General features: G+C 71.7%; 11 protein-coding genes, 1 tRNA gene and 1 pseudogene. 7 read left to right on the top strand and 6 right to left on the bottom strand.

Annotation, left to right across the window (positions count from 1 at the left end):
- Positions 1-492: tetratricopeptide repeat protein (locus tag D7V97_RS27555; protein WP_368668968.1), on the bottom strand; the 492-nt coding region annotated here is incomplete at its 3' end.
- 209 nt (positions 493-701) lie between these two features.
- Here D7V97_RS27555 and D7V97_RS27550 point away from each other — a divergent pair.
- The 4 genes from D7V97_RS27550 to D7V97_RS27535 all read left to right on the top strand — a co-directional run bounded on the left by D7V97_RS27550 (position 702) and on the right by D7V97_RS27535 (position 6273).
- Positions 702-777, top strand: a tRNA-Ala gene (locus D7V97_RS27550).
- Positions 778-882: 105 nt separating this feature from the next.
- Entirely contained in the window at positions 883-1500 is a 618-nt protein-coding gene (locus tag D7V97_RS27545) for a DUF2760 domain-containing protein (RefSeq protein ID WP_120613617.1), read from the top strand.
- A gap of 105 nt (positions 1501-1605) precedes the next feature.
- Positions 1606-3468, top strand: a complete 1863-nt coding sequence (locus D7V97_RS27540) for an Hsp70 family protein (protein ID WP_120613616.1) — start codon at positions 1606-1608, stop codon at positions 3466-3468.
- Positions 3469-3492: 24 nt separating this feature from the next.
- On the top strand, positions 3493-6273 hold the full coding sequence (locus D7V97_RS27535) for an Hsp70 family protein (RefSeq protein WP_120613615.1): 2781 nt from the start codon (positions 3493-3495) through the stop codon (positions 6271-6273).
- Between the two features lie 199 nt (positions 6274-6472).
- On the opposite strand, the gene D7V97_RS27530 is transcribed toward D7V97_RS27535, so the two are convergent.
- The 3 genes from D7V97_RS27530 to D7V97_RS27520 all read right to left on the bottom strand — a co-directional run bounded on the left by D7V97_RS27530 (position 6473) and on the right by D7V97_RS27520 (position 10281).
- On the bottom strand, positions 6473-6904 hold the full coding sequence (locus D7V97_RS27530; protein WP_120613614.1) for a hypothetical protein: 432 nt from the start codon (positions 6902-6904) through the stop codon (positions 6473-6475).
- 231 nt (positions 6905-7135) lie between these two features.
- Positions 7136-8944 carry a bifunctional UDP-sugar hydrolase/5'-nucleotidase gene (locus tag D7V97_RS27525; protein ID WP_120613613.1) on the bottom strand — a complete coding sequence of 603 codons (1809 nt, stop codon included), beginning with the start codon at positions 8942-8944 and terminating at the stop codon, positions 7136-7138.
- Positions 8945-9003: 59 nt separating this feature from the next.
- Positions 9004-10281, bottom strand: coding sequence for a myxosortase-dependent phytase-like phosphatase (locus D7V97_RS27520; RefSeq protein WP_120613612.1), 1278 nt, complete (start codon positions 10279-10281; stop codon positions 9004-9006).
- Positions 10282-10419: 138 nt separating this feature from the next.
- On the opposite strand from D7V97_RS27520, the gene gmd reads away from it, so the two are divergent.
- Both gmd and D7V97_RS27510 read left to right on the top strand, forming a co-directional pair.
- Positions 10420-11391, top strand: a complete 972-nt coding sequence (gene gmd, locus D7V97_RS27515) for a GDP-mannose 4,6-dehydratase (RefSeq protein WP_120613611.1) — start codon at positions 10420-10422, stop codon at positions 11389-11391.
- Position 11392: 1 nt separating this feature from the next.
- Entirely contained in the window at positions 11393-12325 is a 933-nt protein-coding gene (locus tag D7V97_RS27510) for a GDP-mannose 4,6-dehydratase (RefSeq protein ID WP_120613610.1), read from the top strand.
- 26 nt (positions 12326-12351) lie between these two features.
- Here the strand turns inward: D7V97_RS27510 and D7V97_RS27505 are convergent, their stop codons facing one another.
- Positions 12352-13086 carry a hypothetical protein gene (locus D7V97_RS27505; RefSeq protein ID WP_199728960.1) on the bottom strand — a complete coding sequence of 245 codons (735 nt, stop codon included), beginning with the start codon at positions 13084-13086 and terminating at the stop codon, positions 12352-12354.
- A gap of 90 nt (positions 13087-13176) precedes the next feature.
- On the opposite strand from D7V97_RS27505, the gene D7V97_RS27500 reads away from it, so the two are divergent.
- Positions 13177-13689, top strand: a complete 513-nt coding sequence (locus D7V97_RS27500; protein ID WP_120613608.1) for an NADAR family protein — start codon at positions 13177-13179, stop codon at positions 13687-13689.
- Between the two features lie 8 nt (positions 13690-13697).
- On the opposite strand, the pseudogene D7V97_RS44815 reads toward D7V97_RS27500, so the two are convergent.
- A pseudogene (locus D7V97_RS44815) lies at positions 13698-14114 on the bottom strand (hypothetical protein); the annotation flags it as partial.

The raw sequence follows: 14114 nt of genomic DNA, 5'->3' as shown, positions 1-14114 counted from the left end.
CAAGTGCGACCGCGTCGACGACGGCGGCCTCGGCGCGAGCACCGGCGTGGGCGCCACCGGGCGGGGGATCTCCACCTTGTACTGCTGCAGGAGCGTGACGGTCTCCGGATCGCCGGGGTCCGCCTGGTACGCCTTGAGGAGGCTGGCGCGGCCGTTCTCCGCCTCGCCGCCCTTGATGAGGAGCACGCCCGCCATGCGCAGGGCGGCCTTGTCCTCGGGCTGGACCTGGAGGGCCCCCTGGACTTCTTCCAGGGCCTTCTTGTCCTTGTTCTGCGCCGCGTAGACGCGGGCGAGGAGCAGGCGTGGATCGGTCGCGGTCGGATGGGCCTTCACGCCCTTCTTGCAGACGACCATCGCCTCCATGAAGCGCCCCAGGTCAAGGTACGCCTCCGCCAGGGGCTTGTACGCATCTGACGAGGGGTCGGAAGCGAACGAATGCTCAAGCTTCGCGAGCTCGGTGGGGCTCAACGTCTTCGATGGGGAGGTGGACATGAACCAGAAGGGGGGGCCCGGAGGAGACCGGCCGGGAAGGATGCAGTGCCGAAAGCGGTTTTTATGGCATCCGCTGCGCGGCACGTCAATCGCAGGGTTGCTGGTGAAAACGAGCTGCTTGACAGCAAGCTGTGGCTCCGGTACTAGCCCCATCACTTCGTCGGTCCCAACACCGGCGGGGCGCAGCACAGGCAGGCGTAGTGCGTCATGGGGGCGTAGCTCAGTTGGGAGAGCGTCGCGTTCGCAATGCGAAGGTCGTCGGTTCGATCCCGTCCGCCTCCACCATGAAGTACCGAAGGGCCTCACGGGAAACCGTGAGGCCCTTTGCATTTCAGGTCATTCCGGTCGTTGCTGAATTGCAAAGGCTTCGGGCTTTGTTATCCGGGGCCGATGACCGACCCGTCCGCCTCCCTGTCGTTCTTCGCCCGCTTCTGGCTCGCCTGGCTGTGCTTCTGGCGCTGCCTCGTGTCCCGCGAGTTCGCGCAGGCCGTGTTGCCGACCTCCCGCGCCTACGATGCCGGTCAGCTCAAGGAGCTTCCGGCCGGAGCCGGGGCGCCCCCGCCGCCCGTGAAGGGGCCCGTCGTCCAGGCCACCGCGGTGCCGGCAGCCCCGCCTCCCCCGGAACGCGAGCACGCCAGCGCCCTGTCGCTTTTGGCCATGCTCCAGCGCGAGGGTCGCTTCCTGGACTTCGTGCAGGAGAACGTGGCGGCCTTCCCGGACGCGGACGTGGGCGCGGCGGCCCGCATCGTCCACGAGGGCTGCCGCAAGGTCGTCCACCAGTACCTCACCCTGGAGCCGGTGCTGCCGCAGGGTGAAGGCGACAAGGTGACGGTGCCGGACGGCTTCAACGCGCAGCGCATCCGGCTGACGGGCAACGTCGCCGGGCAGCCTCCCTATGGGGGCACGCTGCGGCACCACGGCTGGGTGACCACGGAGGTGAAGTTCCCGTCCGTGAGCCCCGCGATGGAGCCCCGGGTGCTGGCCCCGGCGGAGGTCGAACTCCCCTGAAGCTCGACCGGGCTTCGACCGAGCTTCGAGGCAGCGCTCGCAGTCCTCCCCTTCCCTTCCAGGTGAAAGGAACCAGGACCTCCTCACGGAGGGTTCCTGAACGATATGGCCCGATACTCCATCGGCATCGACCTGGGCACCACGCACTCCGCGGTGTCCTACTTCAACCTCGAGGACGGCAAGCCGCGCGGCCCCTCGCAGTCCATGCTGCCCGTGCCGCAGGTCACCGCGCCGGGCACCGTGGAAGCGCGCCCGCTGCTGCCCTCGTTCCTCTACCTGCCGGGCGCGCAGGAGTTCCCCGAAGGCAGCCTGGCGCTGCCGTGGAGCCCGGAGCCGGGCATCATCGTCGGTGACTTCGCCCGCTCGCACGGGGCCAAGGTGCCCACGCGCCTCGTCTCCTCCGCGAAGAGCTGGCTGTCGCACCCGGGCGTGGACCGCAGGGCGGCGCTCTTGCCCTGGCAGGCCCCGCCGGAGGTGCAGCGCGTGTCCCCGCTGGACGCGTCCGCGCGCTACCTGCGCCACCTGAAGGAGGCGTGGGACCACACCTTCGCCCGCGCGCGCGAGGAGGCGGGCAACGCCTTCTCGCAGCAGGAGGTCATCGTCACCGTCCCCGCCTCGTTCGACGCGGCGGCGCGCGACCTGACGCTGGAAGCCGCGAAGGCGGCGGGCATCGAGCACATCACGCTGCTGGAGGAGCCGCAGGCCGCGCTGTACGCGTGGCTGGAGGCGATGGGGGAGAACTTCCGCCGGCAGATGAAGCCCGGCGAGGTCATCCTCGTGGTGGACGTGGGCGGCGGCACGTCCGACTTCTCCGTCATCACCGTGAAGGACCGCGAGGGCGACCTGGAGCTTCTGCGCGTGGCGGTGGGCGACCACATCCTCCTGGGCGGCGACAACATGGACCTCGCCCTGGCGCACACGCTCAACCAGCGGATGGCCGCCGAGGGCCGCAAGCTGGACGCGTGGCAGTTCAACGGCCTCACCTACGGGTGCCGTCACGCGAAGGAGACCCTGTACGCGGATCCGTCCATGGACCGCGCGCACATCGCCATCCCGGGCCGGGGCTCGTCGCTCATCGGCGGCACGCTGCGCACGGAGCTGACGCGCGAGGAGCTGGACCGCGTCCTCACGGATGGCTTCTTCCCGGTGCTCCCCGTCACGGACCTGCCGCGCACCGCGCGCCGCACGGGCCTTGCGCAGATGGCGCTGCCGTACGCGCAGGACCCGGCGGTGACGAAGCACCTGGCGGCGTTCCTCACCCGGCAGGCACAGGCGCTCGCGGCCAGCGCGGACTCGCCGGTGGACGTGGCGGGCAAGGGCTTCCTGCACCCCACCGCGGTGCTCTTCAACGGCGGCGTCTTCAAGGCGGGACCGCTCAAGGGCCGCGTGATGGAGGTCCTCAACGCGTGGCTCGCTTCGGAAGGGGCGCCCGCGGCGAAGGAGCTGGAGGGCGCGGACCTGGACCTCGCGGTGGCGCGCGGCGCGGCGTACTACGGCTGGGTGCGCCAGGGACACGGCCTGCGCATCCGCGGCGGCACGGCGCGCGCGTACTACGTGGGCGTGGAGACGGCGATGCCGGCGGTGCCGGGCATGGAGCCGCCGGTGAAGGCGCTGTGCGTGGCGCCCTTCGGCATGGAGGAAGGGACGCAGGCGGACGTGCCTCCGCAGGAGTTCGGGCTCGTCACCGGGGAGCCCACGAGCTTCCGCTTCTTCGCGTCGTCGGTGCGGCGCGATGACCGGGTGGGCGTGCTGCTGGACGACGTGGACGCGGAGCTGGCGTCGGGGGGGCTGGAGGAGGTGGCCCCCATCGAGACGACGCTGCCCGGACAGGCCACGCCCTACGGGGACCTGACGCCGGTGAACCTCCAGGCGGCGGTGACGGAGGTGGGCACGCTGGAGCTGCGGTGCCTGGAGAAGGACGGCCCCGGGCGCTGGAAGCTGGAGCTCAACGTGCGCATGAAGGAGTAGAAGGGCCCCGTACACCGGAGGCGTATGCGAATCGTCGGCATCGACCTGGGGACCACCCATTGCGCGGTGGCTTCCGTGGATCCAGGCAAGGGCTCGGGGGCGCCCGTCGAGGACTTCCCCCTGCCCCAGCTCGTCCGTCAGGGCGAGGTGGCCGCGCGCGCCCTCCTGCCGTCCACCGTCTACGTCCCCGCCGGCCACGAGCTGGCCTCGGAGTCGCTGCGCCTTCCGTGGGGCGATGACGGCGGGCCCTGGGTGGTGGGCGAGCTGGCCCGCTGGCAGGGCGCGCGGGTTCCCGGGCGGCTCGTGGCCAGCGCCAAGAGCTGGCTGTGCCACCCGGGCGTGGACCGCTCCGCGCCCATCCTCCCGTGGGGCGCGCCCGCGGACGTGCAGAAGCTGTCCCCCGTGGACGCGTCCGCGCTCTTGCTCACGCACATGGCCCGCGCGTGGGACTTCGCGCACCCGGATGAGCCGCTCGCGAAGCAGGAGGTGGTCATCACCGTCCCGGCCTCCTTCGACGAGGCGGCGCGCGCCCTCACGGTGAGCGCGGCGCGCAAGGCGGGGCTGGAGAAGTTCACGCTGCTGGAGGAGCCGCAGGCGGCCTTCTACGACTACACCGCGCGCCACCGCTCCGGCCTGGAGCAGACGCTGGCCCAGGTGCGGCTGGTGCTGGTGGTGGACGTGGGCGGCGGCACCACCGACTTCACGCTGGTGCACGCGGGCGTGTCGCCGGAGGGGCCCATGCTGCGGCGGCTCGCGGTGGGCGACCACCTGATGCTGGGCGGCGACAACATGGACGCGGCGCTCGCGCGGCGCATGGAGGAGAAGCTGTTCAAGGACGGCCGTCGCCTGTCCGCGACGCAGTGGACGCAGGCCATCCAGGCCGCGCGCACCGCGAAGGAGGAGCTGCTCGGGAACGCGCCTCCGGAGAAGTACGGCCTGTCACTCATCGGCGAGGGCAGCCGGCTGTTGGGCGGCACGCTGTCCACGGAGCTGGGCCGCGACGAGGCGCACGCGCTGGTGCTGGATGGCTTCTTCCCGCTGTCCCCTCCGGAGGACCGGCCCCGCCGCTCGGCGCGCATGGCGCTCCAGGAGCTGGGCCTTCCGTACGTGCAGGACCCGGCCGTCACCCGGCACCTGGCGGCCTTCCTCGCGCAGCACGCGGCGGCAGGCTTCGCGGCGCTGGGGGAGACGCCCGCCACCGAGGGCGCCCTGCCCCGCCCGGACGCCATCCTGCTGAACGGCGGCGTCTTCAACTCGCCCCAGATTTCGGCACGGCTGGTGGAAGCGCTGTCCGCGTGGTGGCCGCAGGCCCCGCGCATCCCGCTGTTGAAGCACGAGTCGCTGGAGCTCGCGGTGGCCCGGGGCGCGGCGTACTACGGGCTGGTGCGGCGCGGGCACGGCCTGCGCATTGGCGGCGGCGCGGCGCGGGCCTACTACGTGGGCCTGCAGCGCGGCGCGGACAGCACGGAGCAGCCCACGCTCTGCCTCATCCCGCGCGGCTTCGAGGAGGGCCAGAAGGTGGACCTGGGCGAGCGCCCCTTCACGCTCACCCTGGGCCGCCCGGTGCAGTTCGCGCTCTACTCCACGACGAGCGACCGCATCGACAAGCCGGGGGACCTGGTGCCGCTGGCGGAGGACCTGAAGCCGCTGCCGCCCATCCACACGCTGCTCAAGGGCGCGTCGGGCAAGGCCACGGAGGTGCCGGTGCACCTGCAGGCGGCGCTCACGGAGATTGGCACGCTGGAGCTGTACTGCGTCTCCAACGTCGCGGACGAACGCTGGCGCCTGGAGTTCGAGCTGCGCGGCACCGGCGGCTCGCACGAGCTCACCGTCACGGAGTCCATGCCTGCGCGCTTCGCCGAGGCGAAGGACAACGTGGAGCGCGTCTACGGCAACAAGCCGCTGCCCCTGGGCCCCAAGGACGTGAAGCAGCTGGGGCGCACGCTGGAGAAGGTGCTGGGCCCGCGCGACACATGGCGCGTGCCGGTGCTGCGCGAGCTGTGGAGCACGCTGTACGCGGGGGCCAGCAAGCGCCGCCGCACGGACGACCACGAGCGCGTCTTCTACAGCCTCACCGGCTTCTGCCTGCGCCCCGGCTTCGGCTACCCGCTGGACGGCTGGCGCGCGGAGCAGACCTTCAGCCTCTTCGACGCGCTGGTACAGCACCACACGGACAAGGCGGTGTGGACGGAGTTCTGGGTGATGTGGCGCCGCATCGCGGGCGGCCTCACCGAGGCGCAGCAGCAGAAGCTCTACGGCTACCTCCAGCCGCACCTCGCCCGGCGCATCCCGCTGGAGCCCCCCGCGCAGGCCCCCAAGCTCAAGGGCATCCAGCCGGAGGGCCTGGACGAGATGGTCCGCGCCGTCGCGTCGCTGGAACACCTGTCCCCGCGCGACAAGACCGAGGCGGGCCAGTGGATCGCCGCGCGCCTGAAGGACGAGTCCCGCTCCGGTGGCCCCTGGGCCTGGTCACTGGGCCGGCTGGGTGCGCGCGTGCCGCTCTACGGCAGCAGCCACAAGGTCGTGGACGTGGAGACGGCGCAGGCGTGGCTGGAGCTGCTCCTCACGCTGGATCTGCGCAAGGTGGATGGCGCGCCCTTCGCCGCCGCCCAGCTCGCGCGGCTCACCGGCGACCGCACGCGCGACCTGCCCGCGGAGCTGCGCGAGCGCACGGCCCAGGCGCTCGTCGCCGCGAAGGCGTCCGATACGTGGGTGCGGATGGTGCGCGAGGTGGTGGCGTTGGACCGGGCGGATGAAGCGCGGGCGCTCGGCGACACCCTGCCGGCGGGCCTGGCGCTGTCTTGATCCGGAGCGGGTGTGAAGCCTCCCCGCCGCCACGCGCGGGGCGGCGGCCCTGACGCACGAAACCCGTCCCGGGCGGATCAGCCCGGCACGGGTCGCACGTGAGGAGCAGGCTTCGTGGCTGCTGCGGGCGGATCCATCCCACGAGGGGCGCGAGCGTTGGTCGCGCGCCCCACCCGGGCGGAAAGAGCCCGCCGGTGGATCAGACCAGGGCGGTGGCCGTCGCGTCGGTCTCGTGCGGGACCGCCGGAGCGGCCTCCACGAGCGTCGGCTCGACGGGGGCGGCGTCCAGGGGGACCGCCGCGACGACCTGGAGCACGGACTCCACGGGGGCCTGCACCACGACGGTGGCCTGGGCCGTCTCATCCTTCTTCGGCTTCTTCGTGCCCGCGCCCGAGCGGCAGCCCCGGCACCACGGCTGGTTGCGGATGGCGCCGTCCGCCATCTTCCGAAGCCCGAACTGCGCCAGCGGCCTGAGCGTCTTGCACTTCAGACACATCAGCGAGATGAGCACCTCGTGGCCGTCCGCGTCGTAGACGGAGGACTTGCGCCGCTTGCGCGGCTGACCCGGCTCACGCGCCTTTTCCTTCTCGGGCGCCACCGGGACCATCATCGGGGTCACTTTGTAGAGCATCTCTCTGTCCCTCCCACGCACGGGATCCGGCTTGCACACGCTGACCAGGGGCCGCGCCGACAAGGGCTCTCGCGTGCCCTAGAGTAAGGAGGTTTCCTCCCGTTGGAAACTGATCCCAGGCCGAAAATTCGGCCCGGGCGCCTTTCGCTGATCTTTCGCTGGGTTGCGGCTCCGTGCAGTGCCAGCGGATCAGCGGAGGGGGAAAATTTCCAACACCCCGGGTCATGGCCCTCAGGGCTTCGCTTCGGCGCAGGGCGACGTGGCCGGGACCACGTGGACGCGGCCAAATGCCGGCGGCTTCAGGGTATTTCCCTGCGCGTGGCCGTAGACGGTGAGCGCCTCGCGCAGGGGCTGGCCCTGCAACAGGTTGATACGCTCCGGTGGCAGCGTGGACGTCAGCGGCCCCACCCCGTCTCCGCCGCGCACGAGGAAGTCCGGCATGGCGACGCGGTAGGTCCCCTTCGCCTTCAACGGCGCGCCGCCCGGCAGCGTCACGCCCTTGAAGCGCTCCGGCCCCGGGCAGGCCCCCAGCGTCACCTCCAGACCGGACACCGCGAAGACGCCCTTGCGGCCGCCGTAGGCCAGCGCGAGGAAGCGGCGCAGCTCGTCCGCGGTCAGGTCCACCACCGCGAGCGTGTTGTCGAAGGGCAGCACCTCGTAGAGCTTCCCGAAGGTGAGCGGCCCCTGCGGCAGGTCCGCCCGGATGCCGCCCGCGTTCATCACCGCCGCGTCGGAGCGGGCCACCTTCCGCATCGCGTCCGCGATCAGGTTGCCCAGCGCGCTCTCGGCTTCGTACACCTGGGGCATGCGGGCCTGGACGTTCACGCCCACCGGACGCCGCTGCTCCTCCTCCACACGCGCCTCCGCCGGGGCCACCAGCGCCTCCACCCGCGGATCCGGCGTCACCGGAGCGCCCAGGAAGGTGGCCGGCACCATCCGCACGGCCTTCGCGTCGCGCAGGCGCAACGGGTCGCAGGTGTTCAGCGTGGCGTCCACGGCCCCGCACACGGGGATGGCGGCCTGGATGCGGGTGCGCTCGGGCAGCACGCGGCGCTTCACCGGATCCACGAAGAGGTCCACCACGCCGAACGAGCGGGCCAGGCCCGACGTCTCGATGACCGGCACGTCGCCGAAGAAGTGCCCCATGGGCTGGTGCGTGTGGCCCGCCACCACCGCGTCCACGGAGCCCGGAGGCAGCGCGTCCAGCACCGCGTAGATTTCACCGTCGTCCCGCGAGCACCCCGACGTGTCGCGCGGGTTCGACAGGTCCGGGCACTTGCCGCCCGCGTGCGCGAGGGCGACGACGACCTCCGCGCCCTGCGCGCGCAACGCGCGGGTGGCCTCCAGCGCAGCCTGGGCGAGCGATTCGAAGCGCAGGCTCGCGACGTTCGCGGGGTTCGTCGTCTGCGGCGTCTGCAACGTGGACAGGCCCAGGAGGCCCACCTTCACGCCCTTCACGGTGACGACCGTGGTGCCGTCATTGCCCAGCCACGCCGGGTGGCGGCCGTCCTTCTCGCGCACGTTGGCGGACAGGAAGGGGAACTTCGCCTGGGCCATGCGGGCCTTGAGCGCGCCCAGCGGATCCTCGTCCGGACGCGTGGCCTGGGGGCCCGGACCCACCGGCCCGTAATCGAACTCGTGGTTGCCGATGGCGACCGCCGTGTAGCCGAGCAGGTTGTACACGTCGACGACGATGGCCCCTTCGACCAGGTTGGACGCCAGCGTCCCCTGGAACAGGTCCCCGCCGTCCAGGAGCAGCACGCCGCCCGGGTTGTCCGCGCGCAGCCGGGCCACGTAGGACGCGAAGAGGGCCGCGCCGCCCTCCTCCACCTTCTGCCCGTCCGGCAGCGTGGCGCGGTGGGGCATCACCCAGCCGTGGAAGTCGTTGGTGCCCACCAGCGTGAGCCGCACGGGCTTCGCGGGCGCGGCAACGGCGGGCGGAGCGGCGGGCGTGGTCGCTTCAGGAGCGGGCGTCGGGCCCCCGCGGCAGGCGGAGACAAGCGCCGTGAGCGCCAGGGCGGTGAGGCGGAAGGTGCGCATGGGGCGCGCACTTCATCCCGCCCACCTCCCGCTTTCAACCCGCAACCGTCCGGCCCGCTTCAGCCGCGGCGCCGCCGTCCCAGCAGCGCCAGCGCCAGCAGGCCCAACACCGCCGACGCGGACACCGACGCGCTGGAGCACCCGCAGCCGCTCTCGTCCGTGCCCGGGCTGCCGCCAATCGGGTTGCTGCCTGGATCGACGATGACGCTCCCACCGCCATCCTGCGCGGTGCCGCCGTCCCCGGTGGTGCCGCCGTCCCCGGTGGTGCCGCCATCCACCTGCTGCGCGATGGCCAGCGGTGGTGAGAAGGCGCGGGCGACGTTGCCCCAGGAGGTGAGCTTCAGGTTCTCCCCCTGCGTGCTGGCGCTCTGGCCGTCATGCGCGACGAAGAGCCCCTCCGGGAAGGCCGCGCCCAGCGCGCCCGGATACGCCACCAGGCCGCGCGACAGCTCCACCGCGTCGGTGCCGCCGTCCTGCACCAGCTGGAACGACCCCACCCGGCCCAGCGTGCGCCGGTCGAAGACGACGAAGGCGTTCGCGTTCGGATCCGTGGCCACGAGGTAACCATCCGCTCCGGACGTCTCGTACAGCGTCAGCCGTCCCACCGACGACAGCCCGCCATCCCCCAGCGGCACCACCTGCTGGCCCGTGGTCCCGGCATCCGCGTCCACGCCGTAGCGGTAGAGCCCCTGCCCCTGCTGCGCCACGTAGACGGCGCCCAGGGCCTGATCCACCACGAGGCCCGTCACGAAGCCGGTGGTGAGGTTGCGGACCGGGGTGGCGCTGATGCCCCCATCCGTGGGCGTCAGCACGAACTGCCGCAAGCCCCCGCCCGCGAGCCCTCCGAAGGCCTGGAACGTCCCGTCCGCCCCGCGGGTCAGGCGCACCGTCCCGTAGGCAACCCCCACATCCAGCGGTGCCGCCGTCGGCGCCAGCCGGGTAAGCCCGCCGTCCGGGGCCGCGTCCGCCACGTAGGGCACCAGGCCCGTCAGCGTGGGGTTCGCGCTGACCACCAGCGCCCGGGTCGCGCCGCCCCCCACCGGGAACCCGTACGCCACGTCCACGCTCGACGACGCGCCCTCGGTGAGGGCCTGCACCTCCGTGCCGTCCAGCGTGAAGAGGAACAGGCCGTTGTTCTGGTCGGACGTGATGAGGCGGCTCGCCCCGGGATTCGCGGGGTTCACCCACAGGGCCACGTCGTTCACCGTGCCCGCCCCGGAGCGGGCGCCGGGCCGCGTCTGCGACGTGTAGGGCACCGCGACGGGGGCCGTCGGCTGCGCCCCCGCCGCCGTGCTCACGAGGAGGACCATCAAGGCGGGGATGGGGGGGATGCGCATGGGCAGCTCCTGGGCAGGTCGCTCCCTACCTAGGCACTTGGCCTGTCTGGTTCAAGTTCCTGGAACCCTCGAACGGTTGGCAGAGAGCGAAAGGCTCGGGTACAACGAACACCGTCTCCCAGCGAACAGACAAGGGCCATGGCCAAGCGCGCACTCATTACGGGCATCACCGGGCAGGACGGCAGCTATCTGGCGGAGCTGCTGCTCAAGAAGGGCTACGAGGTGCACGGCATGGTGCGCCGCTCTTCGGAGGAGAAGTTCGAGCGCATCGCGCACCTCCAGGGGAAGGTCCACCTGCACCAGGGCGACCTGTTGGATCAGTTCTCGCTGGCGGCCCTGTTGAGCCTCACCCAGCCGGACGAGGTCTACAACCTGGCGGCGCAGTCCTTCGTGCCCACGAGCTGGAACCAGCCGGTGCTCACCGGTGAGTTCACGGCGCTGGGCGTGACGAAGATGCTGGAGGCCATCCGCCACACGCGCCCCCAGGTGCGCTTCTACCAGGCGTCCTCCAGCGAGATGTTCGGCAAGGTGCTGGAGGTGCCGCAGACGGAGGACACGCCCTTCTACCCGCGCAGCCCGTACGGCGTGGCGAAGGCGTACGGCCACCACATCACGGTGAACTACCGCGAGTCCTTCAAGCTCTTCGCGGTGAGCGGCATCCTCTTCAACCACGAGTCGCCCCGCCGTGGCCTGGAGTTCGTCACGCGCAAGGTCACGTACAACGTGGCGCGCATCAAGCACGGGCTCCAGGACAAGCTGCCCATGGGCAACCTGGACGCCAAGCGCGACTGGGGCTTCGCGGGCGACTACGTGGACGCCATGTGGCGCATGCTCCAGCAGGACGAGCCGGACGACTACGTCGTCTCCACCAACGAGACGCACACCGTGAAGGAGCTGGTGGAGATCGCCTTCGCGCGCGTGGGCCTGGACTGGCAGAAGTACGTGTTCACCGACCCGGCGTTCGTGCGCCCGGCGGAGGTGGACCTGCTCATCGGCGACGCGGCCAAGGCGAAGAAGAAGCTCGGCTGGGAGCCCACCGTGCGCTTCAAGGAGCTCGTCGAGATGATGGTCGACGCCGACCTGGAGCGCGTGAAGGCAGGGCAGCGGTAAGATGCGCGTCCTCGTCACGGGAGCGGATGGCTTCGTCGGCCGGCATGCCTGCAACGCCCTCAGGGCGGCCGGCGACGAGGTGGTGGAGGTGCACGGGCCCCGAGGCGAGGGCATCAGCAGCACCGCCCTGCATTTCGACATCGCCGACGAGGCGAGGGTCAAGGCGGCCGTCTCCGACGTGAAGCCGGAGGCGGTGCTGCACCTGGCCGGCTTCAGCTCGGTGGCCAAGAGCCACCAGAACCCCGCCCGGGTGTTCGCGGTGAACACCATGGGCGTGGTGCACCTGCTCACCGCGCTGCGGGAGAGCGCGCCCAGGGCCCGCGTGCTGTTGGTGGGCTCGGGCGAGGTGTACGGCCCGGTGGCCGAAGGCACGCTCGCGACGGAGTCCCACCCGCACGTGCCCCTGAGCCCGTATTCCGCGTCCAAGTCCGCGGGGGAGCTGGCCGGGGAGCAGTTCTTCCGCAGCTACGGCATGGCGGTCATCCTCGCCCGGCCCTTCAACCACCTGGGCGCGGGGCAGGACCCCACCTTCGTGGTGCCGTCGTTCGCCGCCCAGATCCGCGCCATCGCGCTGGGCACGGTGGACCCCGTCCTGCGCACGGGCAACCTGGACGCCGTGCGCGACTTCTCGCACGTGAAGGACGTCGTGGACGCATACCGGCTGCTGCTCACGAACGGCGAGCCGGGGCAGGCCTACAACGTCTGCAGCGGTGAGGGCCGCACCATCCGCAGCCTGCTGGAGGAGATGCTGAACCTGTCCGGCGTGCAGGCGCGCATCGAGCTGGATCCCGCGCGGCTGCGTCCGTCGGACATCCCCAGCCTCGTGGGCTCCGCGGAGAAGCTCCGCGCCCTGGGCTGGTCCCCGAAGCTCCCCGTCGCGGAGGCGCTGCGCGACGTGCTGGGCCCCAGGGTGGGCGGCGCTCCGTCCCACTGACGGTGGCTCCTGTGTCCTGGCGTGCCTCACCCGGGGCGCGCCAGGGCCTCCCACGCCTCGAATCTCCGGTCCAACGCGGTGAGGGCCCACAGGTCCGCCGCGTTGCCCGGCGTCAGCGCGGCCAGGTCCCGCTGGAGGAACTCGCGGGCTTTGACTTCGCCCCACTCGGACAGGATGCGCAGCGCCATCAGCGACGACTTGCGCGCCACCATCCGCAAGAGCACGTCCACCACGCGCGGGCTGCGCTCCGCCGCCGCCAGCCGCTGCACCGCTTCATGGCGGGACTCGGGCGTGGATTCTTCCGCCTCCAGGGGCGCGGCCAGCTCCTCGAAGCGCGCCACGTCCAGGAGCGCGGTGGGGCGCGTGCTCTCCCAGTGCTCCACCGTGACGGTGGTGCGCCCCTTCGCCACGCACTCGCGGCGGATGCCGTCTGTGCGCAGCACGTCCAGGACGCGCTCCGGCGCGGGCGTGCCCCCCTCCACCGTGCGCAGCGCGCGCTGGGCCAGCATCTGGGACTGACCCAGGAGGTGCGTGCGCAGCACCGTGGCCTCGGCCGCCGTGGGGCTGCCGGACGTCACCCGGTCCCACTTGAGGAACACCTCCGCCATGCCGCGCTCGCGCACGTACCAGCGGTACTCCAGCCACACCGCGCCGCCTCGACCCGCGAAGCGGGGGTCCGAAGGCTCGTGGAGGCGGGGCGCGCCCTCCCGGGTGCCAGAGAAACAACGGTCCAACAGCTTCTGGGCTTCTTGAAGTCGCATGGCGGGCGGGCCGGCATTGTAGGAGGGCCTGTCAGGTTCCTCCATCGCATCACGTTCGTGTATTAATCACACCAAGCCTGGGAGGCAGGGATGGAAGCGCGCACCGAACGGTTCACGTTCTTCTGGCAGGAGGACTCGGCGTTCTCGCAGTGGCACCCGTCCGTGTTCGAGGTGGAGGGCGTCCGCTACACCTGCGCGGAGCAGTACATGATGGCGGGCAAGGCGCGGCTGTTCGGGGACACGCGCGTGCTGGAGCAGATTCTTCGCGCCGCCGCGCCCAAGCAGCACAAGGCGCTGGGGCGCAAGGTGAGCCCGTTCGACGCGGCGGTGTGGGAGCGCGAGCGCGAGCGCATCGTCTACGAGGGCAACCACGCGAAGTTCACCCAGCACCGGCTGCTGCTGGACACGCTGCTCGCCACGGCGGGCACGGTGCTGGTGGAGGCGAGCCCCATGGACCGCATCTGGGGCGTGGGCCTGAACGCGGCGGATCCGCGCATCCAGGACCCGGCCACGTGGCGGGGGCTGAACCTGCTGGGCAAGGTGCTCACGCGCCTGCGCGATGATCTCCTCGCGCAGGGCATGACGCTCCTGCGGGGTCCCTGACGCACCCGTCAGAAGTTGAACTGCGCGGACTGCTCCGGCACGCCGTTGAAGTCCAGGTGCAGCGCGCCGTGGTCGCCGCGGCCCTTCTCGCTCCATGCCTGCTGGAGCGTGGAGAGGTCGAACGCCAGGTCCTTGTAGACGAGCGCCTTGCAGCGGTCGCTGTTCGCGTCGTGCAGCACGGTGAGCTCCGCGCGGGGCTCACCGCTCGCGGTCTTCGTGAACCGCCCGTCCCACGCGAGGCCGTAGCGGTGCTCGCGGCAGCCGCCACCGTGGCGGACGGAGAGCTTCAGGACGTTGCCCTTCACGCTCAGGGACTCGATGGTGATGGCGTCGCGGGGCGCGGGCGTCTCCGTGACCTCCAGCGGCATCACCGCCTCCGCCTCCTTGCCCTCTTCCGTCGTGGGCGGGGCCTTCGTCTCCGGGGG

This window comes from Corallococcus sp. CA053C (genome assembly GCF_003611675.1).
Lineage (GTDB): Bacteria > Myxococcota > Myxococcia > Myxococcales > Myxococcaceae > Corallococcus.
This window is presented reverse-complemented; position numbering and strand designations above follow the sequence as displayed.

Coding starts and splice junctions, on each gene's coding strand:
- D7V97_RS27545 (WP_120613617.1), top strand. CDS start 883: ATGACCGACCCGTCCGCCTCCCTGTCGTTCTTCGCCCGCTTCTGGCTC.
- D7V97_RS27540 (WP_120613616.1), top strand. CDS start 1,606: ATGGCCCGATACTCCATCGGCATCGACCTGGGCACCACGCACTCCGCG.
- D7V97_RS27535 (WP_120613615.1), top strand. CDS start 3,493: ATGCGAATCGTCGGCATCGACCTGGGGACCACCCATTGCGCGGTGGCT.
- D7V97_RS27530 (WP_120613614.1), bottom strand. CDS start 6,904: ATGCTCTACAAAGTGACCCCGATGATGGTCCCGGTGGCGCCCGAGAAG.
- D7V97_RS27525 (WP_120613613.1), bottom strand. CDS start 8,944: ATGCGCACCTTCCGCCTCACCGCCCTGGCGCTCACGGCGCTTGTCTCC.
- D7V97_RS27520 (WP_120613612.1), bottom strand. CDS start 10,281: ATGCGCATCCCCCCCATCCCCGCCTTGATGGTCCTCCTCGTGAGCACG.
- gmd (WP_120613611.1), top strand. CDS start 10,420: ATGGCCAAGCGCGCACTCATTACGGGCATCACCGGGCAGGACGGCAGC.
- D7V97_RS27510 (WP_120613610.1), top strand. CDS start 11,393: ATGCGCGTCCTCGTCACGGGAGCGGATGGCTTCGTCGGCCGGCATGCC.
- D7V97_RS27505 (WP_199728960.1), bottom strand. CDS start 13,086: ATGCGACTTCAAGAAGCCCAGAAGCTGTTGGACCGTTGTTTCTCTGGC.
- D7V97_RS27500 (WP_120613608.1), top strand. CDS start 13,177: ATGGAAGCGCGCACCGAACGGTTCACGTTCTTCTGGCAGGAGGACTCG.